We start from the raw sequence: 12703 nt of genomic DNA, 5'->3' as shown, positions 1-12703 counted from the left end.
CGGTTATATATTCGCAGCGATGTAAACATGGTCATGAGAGGTAATTTCATGACTATTGCCACTTAAATCTTGAAAATAAACCGAATAGGTCACCTGATGATCTGCAATTACGGTTTTAATATTGAGCGCATGTAAGTGCTTTAACCAGGCAATAAACTGCTCACCCGATGCGGCAAAGGCAATACCTTTACTTTTGCCTTCGGCCTCAAACAGCGCTAAACGGATGGTCGCCTGTGCATCTTCTAAAGTTAAAGGCCCTTTACCTTCATCCCAAAAAGCCAGCTCTGGCACAATATCAAAGCCTAATACCGTTTTGTACCAGCTCACAGCTTGCTCAAGGTTTGCCACATTTAAATGGCAATGATCGACACCAGATAAAGAAGGGAGTGCCATTAGCCTATCTCCGATTTAAGTTGTTCAATAAACACCTGCATATACTCAGTACGACGCGCGGCTTCTGCTTTTGCTGAGGGAGTATTCATACTTTTTGCAATATGTAATAGCTTGATGAAGAAGTGATCCAATGTATACAAAGTATCATCAGCTGTTCGATGCTGGCAAAATGGATCTTCTGGATGATACAAATTGCGCCCGATTGAGCCCCCTACTTTCATACAACGGCTAACGCCAATCGCCCCTAATGCATCCATTCGGTCGGCATCTTGGACAATTTGCGCTTCAACACTTTCAATCGCGATATTGGCACTAAAACTGTGAGCAGCAATAGCATGATGAATGGCTTTAAAAAATTGCGGATCATAGTCAATCGTCGTTAAGAAGGTGATCGCTTTATCAGCAGCCATTGTCGATGCTCTGGCACGATCGGGATGATTTTTAGCCACAGCAACACAATCATGTAACCATGCAGCAGGTAAAACAATGTTCATATCCGCTTGCTCAGCAACACATAATTGCTTAGCGACTCTTACCACGCGCTCAATATGAGTTATATCGTGGGCGACATCAGCACTTACTAACGACATAATGAAGGCACGACAATGATTTTCTAGCTGTTGTAACGGCTCAGATAATGCTAAAACGGGCAAACGTTGTTCCATAAATTCTGTAATTTCAAATTAATGCATTGAATTACCATTACTTTACCGCGGTTATAGGGGGTTGTGCAAAACATTCATTGTATGTTCGAGCCTGCTTCACTAAAATACGCTCTTAATTTATCCGTAATGAGAAGCCTAATGTCATCTGTCGTATACCTAGAAGCTGGTCGTGAAAAATCACTAAAAAGAAAACACCCTTGGTTGTTTTCAAAAGCCATCAAAAAAATAAAAGGTAAACCGAGTTTAGGTGACACAGTAACCATTCACGATAACAATGGTAAATATTTAGCCACGGCGGCTTACAGCCCACACTCACAAATTCGTGCCCGTGTTTGGAGCTTTGATGAAACAGAAGTCATCGACCAAGCTTTTTTTGAGCGTCGTTTACGTCGCGCATTAGCTGCACGCGAGCAAGTAATTGCTGAGGGTGGCTTAACCGGGTTTCGTTTATGTGCCGCCGAGTCTGACTTTTTACCAGGCGTGACCATTGATAAATTTGACAACTTTTTAGTGTGTCAGTTATTAAGTGCCGGTGCAGAGCGCCATAAAGGTGAAATAGTGGGTGCTTTAATTGATATTTTCCCAGGCTGTAATGTCTATGAACGCTCTGATGTCGATGTGCGCAGCAAAGAAGGTTTAGAGCCAACCATGGGCGTGTTATGGGGTAATAAACCCGAGCAACCCGTATTAATTGAGGAAAACGGCTTTAAAATTGAAGTCGATATTCTTGAAGGCCATAAAACCGGTTTCTATCTTGATCAACGTGATAGCCGTGCTGCATTGGAGCGTTTTGTAAAAGATAAAAAAGTACTTAACTGCTTTAGTTACACCGGCACATTTTCATTATATGCACTGCGCGGCGGCTGTGAACATGTAACCAACGTCGATGTATCACAACCAGCGCTGGATACCGCAAAACGTAATGTTGAACACAACGAGTTAGATTTAAACCGTGTTGATTTTGTTAAACAAGATGTTTTTAAGTTACTCCGTCAATATCGTGAAGACGGCGTGCTATTTGACACAATTGTGATGGACCCACCAAAATTTGCTGATAATAAAGCGCAGCTAACTGGTGCATGTCGTGGCTATAAAGACATCAATATGATTGCCATGCAAATTTTAAAACCTGGTGGCACCTTGTTAACCTTCTCATGCTCGGGCTTAATGGATCAAAACTTGTTTCAAAAAGTGGTTGCCGATGCGGCGCTCGATGCTGGCAAAGATTTATTGATCATGGAACGCTTAAATCAAGCAGCGGATCACCCAATTGCAGGTAGCTACCCGGAAGGTTTTTACTTAAAAGGCTTGATCTGTAAAGTGTACTAGTCTAGCTAGTTAAACTGCATTATTTCAAGCCCTGCGGTCACCGTGCCATCACTTTCTTTGCTGGCACGAATTACTCTAGCAGTGGCATCAAGTGGTGCAATAGCGGGGCTAGTAGAGTCAATATTAACCTTTACTATGGTGCCCAGTTCAAGTAATTCATCTAACTGTATTGATAAGCCAGTTGCACTTAAATCAACGCAGACGACATCAAATTGTTGATCAGCAATAGGCTCAAGAGTCGTTAGTTTGGCACGGGCATTTAACTGCATACGTCTAAAGTTACGTTTATCTTCATTGAGCATTTGACCTCCTACACCACAGTATTTATTTTTTCCAACAACCCCACTACAGAAAAAGGTTTAACCACATACGCATCACAACCGGCCTCAAAGCCAGCTTGTTGTTCTTGTGCAGATTCTAAGCCTGACACCATCACAATTGGAATATCCCGCGTTTCAGGGGTGTTTTTCAGCATTCTACAAGTATCATAGCCATCCAACCCGGGCATACATACATCCAGTAATATAGCGTCCGGAGGATTAGCAATTGCTGACGATAAACAGCTTTTACCTGATTCAGCATAACTGAGCTCAAAGTTTGTTGATAAAGCAACTTTGAGCATCTCAAAATTAAAGTACTCGTCGTCTACAACCAGTAAACGCGGAGGTTTGTTAGCGGATGAGCGCATAATTAATACAGTTCCTTCTCATCTTACGAATGTTTCCTTTTAGATAAACTCAGTGATATCTAACTCAATCAATTTCTTGCAAAGCATTTAGCACACGTTTTGCTGAAATCGGATACGGTGTGCCTAACGTTTGTGCAAAAAGAGATACTCTTAGCTCTTGTTGCATCCAAAATATATCCTGTAATTGTTGTGGTACAGGCATCCCAGTTGGCACTTTTTTCAGCAGTTTTTGATACTCTTGCGCAACTTTATCTAATTCAAGTACACATAATCTGTCACGATTTGGATCAACAGGCAACTTTTCTAGACGCTTTTCTATCGCTTTTAAGTAACGAATTAGGTCACTGAGTTTATCCGCCCCATGGCTTGAAACAAAACCTTTAAAAATTAACGATTCAAGTTGGCTTTTTATATCACCATGCGCAGTGATCATGGTTAAATCAACACGGCCTTTCATCTTTTTATGCAGTGCATGGGCAATGCTGAGTACTTGTTCAACTTGAGTTGCAATGCCCACAACCACATCACCCAGCTCGCCGCGAATTTGCTCTTTTACTTGCTCAAACGCCTGCTCGGTACGAACATCACCTAATTTTACCAATAGACTATCAACGCCTGCGGCAATACAGTCATCAATTAAATCAGCAATTTTACCAAACGGGTTAAAATATAGACCTAATTTTGCTTTATTGGGTAAGTTTTGTTGTAAATATTTGATCGGCGACGGTACATTTAGTAACACTAAACGGCGCAAACCTTGTTGGTGTGCGGCTTGGGCTTTAACCTCATTATCAAATAATTCAACCGCCGCAGACGACTTTTTATCCACCAGCGCAGGGTATGCTTTGATTTCATACTGACCTTGTTTTTTCACATAGGATACCGGTAACTTACCAAAGTCCCATTGCAGCAGGTCACTTTTCTCAATGCCTTTATCCGCAACTTTAGACAAGGTTTGCGTTACTTTACCTTGTAATTGCGTTTTGAGTTTCGCTAAATCCATACCTCGTGCAAGTACAGTATCTTTATCATCTCGCACTTCAAACTGTAAGCGTAAATGTGTTGCCAATGTAGTGAGATCCCATGCCTCCGGCTCCACTTTCACCCCCGTCATACGTAATAATCGCGTACTTAACGCCTCAATAAAACTACCTTGCATTGGCTCAATGGCAGCCAGTACGGCATCCGCATAATTTGGGGCTGGCACAAAGTTACGACGTAACGATTTTGGTAACGACTTAATTAAACCAGTGATCAACTCATGTCGAAATGCCGGGATATGCCAATCAAAGCCTGTTTCTTCCACTTGATTTAATAAAGCCACCGGAATTTGCACCGCCACACCATCCACCGCCTGGCCGGGATCAAAGTGATAGCTCAGCGGCAGCATTAGATTACCTTGCTGCCATACATCTGGGTAATCAAATTCAGTAACGCTATTGGCGCCGTGTTGCATTAGCTCATCACGGGTCATGTGCAAATACTGTTTATCCTGCTGCTTTTGTGTTTTGTACCATTTGTTAAATGCCGCACGGCTGTTGATCTGAGCTGGAATTTTCCTATCATAAAACTCATATAAGGTTTGCTCATCAACTAAAATATCACGACGACGGCTCTTATTTTCTAAAGTTTGAATATCTTCAATTAATTCGCGATTAAATTGTAAAAAACCTTCATTTTGACCTAAGTCTTGCTCAACTAAAGCACTGCGGATAAACAACTGGCGACTCACTTTTGGGTCGATATTGCTATACACACAGCGGCGCTTAGAAACAATAATCAGCCCGTACAGCACTTGTTGCTCGAACGCAATGACCGCACCGGGCTTTTTCTCCCAATGGGGTTCACTGTAACTGCGTTTTACTAAGTGCTGCGCGAGTGGTTCAACCCAATCAATATTAATTTTCGCATTAATACGCGCATATAGTTTACTGGTTTCAACCAGCTCTGCCGACATCAGCCATTTAGGGCTTTTCTTGAATAACCCAGAGCCTGGAAAAATATGAAACTGGCTATTACGCGCACCTTTATAAACTTGCTTATCATCTTTAAAGCCAATGTGACTTAACATGCCGCTCAGTAGCGCTTGATGGATTTTATCGCCATCGGCAACATTGGTGGTGGCTTTCATGCCCATTTCATTACACACAGTACTGAGCTGATAAACGATATCTTGCCATTCTCGAATACGCATATAAGCGAGCATATCTTTTTGGCACAGCTTTCTGAATTGGCTATTGCTCAACTCGCTTTGCTGCTCTTCTAGGTAGTTCCACAAATTTAAAAAGGCGATAAAATCTGAATCAGGGTCGTCAAAACGGCCATGTTTTTCATTGGCTGCAGCGCGCTTTTCCTGCGGACGCTCGCGAGGGTCTTGAATCGACAACGCTGCAACAATAATAATAACCTCACGCAGCGCTCCCAGCTTTTGCGCTGTCAGCACCATTTTAGCTAAACGCGGGTCAACTGGTAAACGGCTCAATTCAATACCCGATTTAGTAAGTTGCGTATTGCTATTGTTGCGACTTGGTTTAACCGCTTCAAGCTCTTCCAGCAAAGTTAAACCATCGTTAATATTACGGCTATCTGGGGCTTGTACGAATGGAAATTGCGCCATATCGCCTAAGCCTAAACCCAACATTTTTAAAATAACCGACGCTAAGTTAGTGCGCAGTATTTCTGGATCGGTAAATTCTGGGCGTGAATTAAAATCATCCTCAGCGTATAAGCGAATACAAATACCCGCTTCAACACGACCACAGCGGCCTTTTCGCTGATTGGCACTGGCTTGTGATATTGGCTCAATCGGTAAACGCTGCACTTTGGTACGATAACTGTAACGACTAATTCGCGCGGTACCTGGGTCTATGACGTAACGAATTCCTGGCACGGTCAGTGAGGTTTCAGCAACGTTGGTCGATAAAATAATATGCCGGCGACTGTGCGGGGCAAAAATTCGATTTTGTTCTGCATTTGATAATCGCGAATAAAGCGGTAATACATCAGCCCCTTTTAAATTACGTTTGCTTAATGCATCGGCAGTATCACGAATTTCACGTTCGCCATTTAAAAAGATCAGTATATCGCCTGGACCTTCTTGGCAAAGTTCATCAACAGCATCAAATATGCCTTGCAGCTGATCGCCCTCGGCTTCCATGTCATTTTTATCAATTTCAACAAGTGGCCTGTAACGTACATCAACGGGGAATGTTCGCCCTGATACTTCAATAATTGGCGCATCATTAAAGTGCTTTGAAAATCGCTCTGGATCGATGGTCGCCGAGGTAATAATCACTTTTAAATCGGGACGCTTTGGCAATAGGTTTTTTAAGTAACCTAAAATAAAGTCAATGTTTAAACTGCGCTCATGGGCTTCATCAATAATGATGGTGTCGTACTGGTTTAAAAACCGGTCTTGTTGAATTTCCGCCAGTAAAATACCGTCAGTCATTAACTTTATGTAGCTGTTATTAGATACTTGGTCACTAAAACGAATTTTAAAACCGACTTGCTGGCCAAGCTCACACTGCATTTCATGGGCAATCCGATCCGCTACGCTGCGCGCTGCAAGTCGTCTTGGCTGAGTATGACCTATATAGCCATCAACGCCACGACCAAGTTCTAAACACATTTTTGGAATTTGCGTGGTTTTACCTGAGCCAGTTTCACCGGCGATGATCACCACTTGGTTATTGGCGATAGCCTCTTTAATATCGTCTTTTTTCTGACTGACAGGGAGTTGCTCTGGGTAAGTAACTTTAGGTAACTGGGCTAAGCGCACCTCACGCAATTGTTGGCTACGAGCAATATCGGCAGTGATTTTTTCAACCACAGCGGCTTGTTTTGTTGCATCGGTTATTTTTTTTATGCCGTGAAGGCGTTTTTTAAAGATGAATTGATCTTTTCTTAAACACGTTTTTAGCTCACCAAACAATTGACCTAGGTTAACCACCCGCGACTACCTTCTAAAATTTGAATAAAGACGCACGATTGTAGCAAACTTCGCCGCGAGGGTTAACGTTGCTGCGATATAAAATAATATAAATGTTCAAGCTGCAGACTGTAGGGATTTTCTGATAATGTAATACTATTAAAACTATTAAATAATTTCGTGGCACTGGAAAGGACTATAAATGTCAGATAAACCTTGGATCAAAATTTATAATGAAGTCGACTCCGATTGCATTTTAGGCAATAAAGCCGGTTTAACCACTTTAAGAGATGCCATTGATTACACGCTTGATAATCGTATTTACAGCGTGGAAGAAAATTTTCAAGCTGATTTTAAATCGATCATATTAGTTGATAAAAACTGGCAACAACCTAAGCCGGAAAAACTACCACTTTGGCAGAGTGCGTTACTAGTCATAATACTCAGTGTTTGGGCTGGCTTACTGCCTATTTACGCACTCTGGTCACTAGTTTAAATAATAAAAAAGACGCTAATTAAGCGCCTTTTATGTTCTTTGGGCAGAACAATATGCTGTGTTTTATTTATAGAGCAGCGAAAACGTCATCCGTTTTAGCAGCGCAAATAAAATCATTTTTGTGTAAGCCTTTAATCGAGTGGCTCCACCAGGTTACAGTTACTTTGCCCCATTCTGTTAATAAGCCGGGATGATGACCTTCATCTTCAGCCATATCACCTACTTTGTTAGTAAATGCGATAGCTTGTTTAAAGTTTTTAAATTTATAAACACGCTCTAATTGCATAATACCGTCGCGTACTTCAGGCACCCAATCAGGGATCATCTTAATTAGTTCAGCTAACTCAGCATCTGATACTTTTGGAGCGTCTACGTGACAGGCTTCGCATTTTTGTGCGCTTAGTGATGACATCTTAAATCCTTAACTTGCTAATTTTTCTTTAGGAGGAAACTTTGGGTCATGTAACCCTAATTCTTTTGCTTGCGCAACTAACGCCATAATATCCAACTGTGAAATATCAAATAAATCATGGATAGAATTAATGGTGTAGTACAAAGGCTGCATAATATCAATTCGATACGGCGTACGGAGTACATCTAGTACGTTCATTGGCTTGATCTCAGGCTTATCTGAATACACATATTGTGTCTCCCCAGGGCTTGATAATATGCCGCCGCCATAAATGCGCAAACCTTCATCTGTTTGCATTAAGCCAAACTCAACAGTAAACCAATACATACGCGCTAAATAAACACGATCTTTTTTCTCAGCCGCATACCCTAACTGACCATACTTATGAGTAAACTCAGCAAAATCAGGGTTGGTAAGCATAGCGCAGTGACCAAATATTTCATGGAAAATATCCGGCTCTTGTAAGTAATCAAACTCTTCTCGGCTTCTAATAAACGTAGCAACGGGAAACTTCTTGTTCGCTAACAGACGAAAAAATTCATCAAAATCAATTAACGCCGGCACAGGTGCTACTTGCCAACCCGTTGTCGCTAATAATACCTCGTTAAGTTCACTTAACTGCGGAATACGATCCTCAGGCAGGTTTATTTTTTTAAGGCCTTCCATATACTCATTACACGCTTTGCCTGCAATGCATTTTAATTGGCGTGCGACTAATTCTGACCATATTTTATTTTCTTCTTCGCTCCAATGGATCACGCCATTTTCATCTGGTGTCCTAGAGGTGTATTTACTTGCTTTAGCCATAATAACCTTCTTGCTGTTAAACCGGTATCGGTGTCAACGTGTTAAGGGGATACTAAGCAAATGTAAGACAAAGTTTAATAGCTGGGCTAATATCAACAATTGGCACCGCCCCAACTTTTGTATAGATTTAATTACAGTTAAAGATCGAAAAGTTTACAGCCTTTATTTTAAAGGCCTTAAAAGCGACTAAAGTGTAAACTTAAAATTACAAATCAACCAATGCAAGTAAAGGCATGGTTAAGATCGTTAATTATGTCGTTAACATCTTCAAGACCAACGGATAACCGGATCAAGCCATCGCTGATACCTGCTGCGGCTCTTTCTTCTGGTGAATACGGAGAATGGGTCATCGATGCAGGGTGTTGGATCAGTGTTTCAGCATCACCTAAACTCACAGCAAGCGTACACAGCTGAGTATTATTAATGAACTGTTCGCCATCTTTTAAGTTGCCTTTTAGCTCAAAAGCAATCACGCCACCGGCCGCTTTCATTTGCTTACCAATAAACTTAAACCCAGGGTGAGAGGCAAGCCCCGGATAGTAAACGGTATTCACTTGTGGGTGTTGCTCTAAAAACTCAGCAATCACTTGCGCACTCTCACAATGGCGCTGCATTCGTATGGCTAATGTTTTTAAACCACGGTTTATTAGCCAGGCATCATGGGGACTAATGGTTGCACCAATGTCTTTAAGTACCGTCATTTTAATTAAGTTAATATGTTCATCTGAGCCACACACTAACCCTGCGACCACATCGCCATGGCCATTTAAATATTTAGTGGCGCTGTGAACAATTAAATCAATGCCGTAATCCATTGGCTTTTGCAGTAACGGGGTAAGAAAGGTGTTATCTATTACGCTAATCAAGTTATGCTGTTTTGCCACTTGCCCTATTAACGCTAAATCAATCACTGCCATGGTTGGGTTGACTGGTGTTTCTGCAAAAATCATTTTTGAGTTTGGCTTAATTGCATCACGTAATTGTTGTTCATCGGTCATATCCACAAAGGTCACCTCAATCCCCCAACGCGGTAACATATGCGCGAAGAACGCAAACGTACAACCGTATAAAGCGCTTGATGCGACTAGATGATCGCCTTGTGAAAGGAAGCTCAATACCGATGCTGATACAGCGCCCATTCCCGTTGCGGTGGCGGCTGCGGCTTCGCAGCTTTCCAGTTGGGCAACCTTTTGTTCAAGCTCTGTGGTGGTTGGGTTACCTAAACGGGTATAAATATAGCCGGGCTCTTCACCGGCAAAACGCGCAGCCCCTTGCGCGGCACTGCTAAAGTGAAACGTTGATGTTTGGTATAAGGGTGCGGTTAGCGCGCCATGTGGATCGTTGGCTTTTTCTGGTCCGTGGATACATTGACTGTCGATGTGGAGTGTGTTCATTGTCTGATCTTTTTGATTATTATTAATATCATAATCAAAGCGTATCAGCTTCTAGATCACAAGCATGCCGGATGCTCAGATGGCTATCTTCTGTACAGTGACCCAAAGTCACTGTACAGATATCTTGTCAGTTTGTGCTTGCTGAACTCTCTGTTGTCGCTTTTTTACGAGATACAATTTTACTCGCAATCAACTGCGCGGTGCCTTTGAGTAAACTACGCTTATGTTCAAGTCGCGGTAATGGACGGCTTAATTCCATGGCTTTATAGCCAATACGTGCAGTAAATATCCCTGCACTCAAGCCCTGTGCTGCGCGCCCTGATAGTTTACCTAATAATTCCGCACTGAGCGCTGTTGCCGCTAAATCAGATACTAACTCAGCACTGCCAACAAACATCACTTGTTTGATCAGCATTTTATAAAGCTTGATCCGGCTAGCATAACCAAATCCGATACCGTATATCTTACCGATTTGCTCAATCAGTTTAGTGCCCCGCCACAGCACCGCCATCATATCCACCAGTGCCAAAGGACTAAGCGCCACTAATAAACCAGACTCAGTAGCAAAACGGTTGATCAGCTTTTTCGCTTGGGTATCTTGTTTCACTAACAAGCTATCGGCGTACAAGGTCATGATCTCTTTATCGCTATGATGGCTATCAATACTGGCTTTAAACTCGTCAAAGCCGGTTAATTGCTGATGTTTATTGAGCTTTTCAAGCCAAGGTAATGCGCCTCCCACTTGTTCGCTATTCAGTAGTCTATCTGCCTCATGGCGATGCAATTGATTGCGCTTTAAACTACGCAACATTCTATACTCACGCCATAATAGCTTGCCTAATAACAACACCCCGCTCAGCACTGCAATTAAATATACGCTGCCTAAGATGATAGATTGCTGAAATGTCACAACCATAGAAAATATAAATTCAGCTAACACTAAAGTTATAAAGCTAATAACAAAGACAGCTTTAAGCGTTTGCCATTTTGATTTTTTATAAACTGGCGCTAAATCAATTTCCTCGTCCAGCGGCGCGTCATTTACGTGTTGATCTTCATAGTCACCTTGATCAATTACTTTTGCTGGGGTCAAGGTGAGTTCATTCTCTAAAGGCTGTTCACTGGTATCAATACGTCTACCAGCTTGAAAGCCTGATGTGGTCTCGCTCATGTTAATTTGTCTCCTAACAGGTACTGCATGACATGATCCAAACGAATGTGTTTTAACTGCTTATCTGGGCTTGGCATTGGCGCAAAGGATAAAAATTCAAAGCCATGACTTGGCCACTCGTCTTTACCCAGAATTCGCAGTGGTGGCTGCGGCGGTAAATAAGTCAACCATTGCGACTCTAATAACGGCTTACCATAAATACAATTAAGGGTTTTGCCTTGTTCAACCACTTGCTTTGGCATCGTTGCAGCAATTGATGACATCGCCATGGTTTCAATTTTAACACCATCAAATTTTAAATGGTTACTTTGCTCATGCACTAACGAATCAAGCAGCAAGGCTAAGTCTTTATGGTGCGCGCTACTGATGTGATCCGATTTATTAGCGGCAAATAACAGCTTATCGATATTTGGTTTGAATAAACGTTTTAAAAAGCCCGTTTCGCCATAGTTAAAATGGGCAAGTAATTGTTTGATCACATCACCTTGCTCTTGTAATGTCTCTGGCCCTTCATTGAGCGCACTAAGCACATCAACCAACACGATTTGCCGATCAAAATTGCGAAAATGTTGACTATAAAACGGTTTAACCACCTCTTTGACATACGCATCAAAGCGTTTCTTTAAATGCGCTAAGTTCGAGCCCGCAATAATTTCATCAGTAAACTTGGCAACAGGAAAAAACAACAACAGTGGCGCGCCTTGTAATTCACCAGGCATCAACATCCGCCCTGGTTGCAACATGGCAAGCTTAGTGTCTTTTTTAAGACCGATTAACAGCGTTTGATAATGCGCTGCAATCTCGCTTAACGCGTTTTCATCAACGGGGGCATTTAGATCAAGTTCACTAAGCGCAGTTAAAAATGCCTGTGCCTTTTCAACTCGTGGAGCGCGCTGTAACAATGCATATTGCTGCTCACTCCACTGTTGATAGCTTTGCTCTAGCATAGGTAAATCAAGCAACCACTCACCAGGGTAATCAATAATGTCTAAGTACAAGGTTGATTGCGGTGCAAAATGACCTCGTAAACCAGAATCACTGCGGTATTTAATGGCAAGGCGCAAGGTGTTTATGCGTTCAGTTGAGGCAGGCCAGTGTGGCTGGCCTTCTAGCGGTAATAATGCACTCAAAGCCTTTGTATAATCAAAGGTCGGAATGGTTAGCGCTTGCTGCGGTACAATTTTTGTAGCGATATGACGCTGTTGCTGCATCACATCAAAAAACGGTAAGTTTTTATCAGTCGCTTGGCTAGTCAAATGCTTCACTAAGGCGGTAATAAAAGCGGTTTTACCACTGCCACTGAGGCCAGTAACCGCTAATTTCACGTGTTGATCTAAGCTACGGTGTACGGCTTTTTCAGCCTTCCCTTTAAGCTTATTAAAGGCGTTTTTTGCAGATGAAGTGTTTATCATAATGA

Annotated in this window: 12 protein-coding genes; 2 read left to right on the top strand and 10 right to left on the bottom strand. The window is 42.1% G+C overall.

Annotated features, from left to right (window positions below; genetic code table 11):
• Positions 1-3 precede the first annotated feature (3 nt).
• Positions 4-393 carry a VOC family protein gene (locus NDQ71_RS17780; protein ID WP_192542215.1) on the bottom strand — a complete coding sequence of 130 codons (390 nt, stop codon included), beginning with the start codon at positions 391-393 and terminating at the stop codon, positions 4-6.
• Positions 393-1046, bottom strand: coding sequence for an HD domain-containing protein (locus NDQ71_RS17775; RefSeq protein ID WP_301562688.1), 654 nt, complete (start codon positions 1044-1046; stop codon positions 393-395). Before NDQ71_RS17775 ends, NDQ71_RS17780 begins: the two co-directional genes overlap by 1 nt.
• Positions 1047-1196: 150 nt before the next feature.
• Between NDQ71_RS17775 and NDQ71_RS17770 the strand changes: the two genes are divergently transcribed.
• On the top strand, positions 1197-2387 hold the full coding sequence (locus tag NDQ71_RS17770; protein WP_301561957.1) for a class I SAM-dependent methyltransferase: 1191 nt from the start codon (positions 1197-1199) through the stop codon (positions 2385-2387).
• Between the two features lie 5 nt (positions 2388-2392).
• On the opposite strand, the gene NDQ71_RS17765 is transcribed toward NDQ71_RS17770, so the two are convergent.
• The 3 genes from NDQ71_RS17765 to hrpA all read right to left on the bottom strand — a co-directional run bounded on the left by NDQ71_RS17765 (position 2393) and on the right by hrpA (position 7027).
• The gene (locus tag NDQ71_RS17765) at positions 2393-2689 is read right to left on the bottom strand and encodes a PilZ domain-containing protein (RefSeq protein ID WP_301561956.1); all 297 of its coding nucleotides are present in this window, start codon (positions 2687-2689) and stop codon (positions 2393-2395) included.
• A gap of 8 nt (positions 2690-2697) precedes the next feature.
• Complete coding sequence (locus tag NDQ71_RS17760) at positions 2698-3075, bottom strand: PleD family two-component system response regulator (RefSeq protein WP_301561955.1); 378 nt, start codon at positions 3073-3075, stop codon at positions 2698-2700.
• Positions 3076-3139: 64 nt separating this feature from the next.
• The gene (hrpA, locus tag NDQ71_RS17755) at positions 3140-7027 is read right to left on the bottom strand and encodes an ATP-dependent RNA helicase HrpA (RefSeq protein WP_192542213.1); all 3888 of its coding nucleotides are present in this window, start codon (positions 7025-7027) and stop codon (positions 3140-3142) included.
• A gap of 181 nt (positions 7028-7208) precedes the next feature.
• Between hrpA and NDQ71_RS17750 the strand changes: the two genes are divergently transcribed.
• Positions 7209-7502 (top strand): hypothetical protein, encoded by a 294-nt coding sequence (locus NDQ71_RS17750; RefSeq protein WP_064668100.1) that lies wholly within the window; start codon positions 7209-7211, stop codon positions 7500-7502.
• 67 nt (positions 7503-7569) lie between these two features.
• On the opposite strand, the gene NDQ71_RS17745 is transcribed toward NDQ71_RS17750, so the two are convergent.
• From NDQ71_RS17745 to NDQ71_RS17725, 5 genes are all read right to left on the bottom strand, one after another.
• Positions 7570-7914: a 4a-hydroxytetrahydrobiopterin dehydratase gene (locus tag NDQ71_RS17745; protein WP_064668101.1), complete on the bottom strand. Its 345-nt coding sequence runs from the start codon at positions 7912-7914 to the stop codon at positions 7570-7572.
• A gap of 9 nt (positions 7915-7923) precedes the next feature.
• Positions 7924-8721: a phenylalanine 4-monooxygenase gene (gene phhA / locus NDQ71_RS17740; RefSeq protein WP_192542212.1), complete on the bottom strand. Its 798-nt coding sequence runs from the start codon at positions 8719-8721 to the stop codon at positions 7924-7926.
• Between the two features lie 212 nt (positions 8722-8933).
• Entirely contained in the window at positions 8934-10115 is a 1182-nt protein-coding gene (gene megL, locus NDQ71_RS17735) for a methionine gamma-lyase (protein ID WP_064668103.1), read from the bottom strand.
• Between the two features lie 127 nt (positions 10116-10242).
• Positions 10243-11286, bottom strand: coding sequence for a TIGR01620 family protein (locus tag NDQ71_RS17730; RefSeq protein ID WP_064668104.1), 1044 nt, complete (start codon positions 11284-11286; stop codon positions 10243-10245).
• Entirely contained in the window at positions 11283-12695 is a 1413-nt protein-coding gene (locus NDQ71_RS17725) for a YcjX family protein (protein WP_301562687.1), read from the bottom strand. Before NDQ71_RS17725 ends, NDQ71_RS17730 begins: the two co-directional genes overlap by 4 nt.
• Positions 12696-12703: the final 8 nt, after the last annotated feature.

Source organism: Pseudoalteromonas sp. KG3, from assembly GCF_030436385.1.
Lineage (GTDB): Bacteria > Pseudomonadota > Gammaproteobacteria > Enterobacterales > Alteromonadaceae > Pseudoalteromonas > Pseudoalteromonas prydzensis.
Note: the sequence above shows the minus strand (reverse complement) of the source record. Positions and strands in the feature narration are given on the sequence as shown.

Coding starts and splice junctions, on each gene's coding strand:
- megL (WP_064668103.1), bottom strand. CDS start 10,115: ATGAACACACTCCACATCGACAGTCAATGTATCCACGGACCAGAAAAA.
- NDQ71_RS17730 (WP_064668104.1), bottom strand. CDS start 11,286: ATGAGCGAGACCACATCAGGCTTTCAAGCTGGTAGACGTATTGATACC.
- NDQ71_RS17745 (WP_064668101.1), bottom strand. CDS start 7,914: ATGTCATCACTAAGCGCACAAAAATGCGAAGCCTGTCACGTAGACGCT.
- phhA (WP_192542212.1), bottom strand. CDS start 8,721: ATGGCTAAAGCAAGTAAATACACCTCTAGGACACCAGATGAAAATGGC.
- NDQ71_RS17765 (WP_301561956.1), bottom strand. CDS start 2,689: ATGCTCAATGAAGATAAACGTAACTTTAGACGTATGCAGTTAAATGCC.
- NDQ71_RS17770 (WP_301561957.1), top strand. CDS start 1,197: ATGTCATCTGTCGTATACCTAGAAGCTGGTCGTGAAAAATCACTAAAA.
- NDQ71_RS17750 (WP_064668100.1), top strand. CDS start 7,209: ATGTCAGATAAACCTTGGATCAAAATTTATAATGAAGTCGACTCCGAT.
- NDQ71_RS17780 (WP_192542215.1), bottom strand. CDS start 393: ATGGCACTCCCTTCTTTATCTGGTGTCGATCATTGCCATTTAAATGTG.
- NDQ71_RS17760 (WP_301561955.1), bottom strand. CDS start 3,075: ATGCGCTCATCCGCTAACAAACCTCCGCGTTTACTGGTTGTAGACGAC.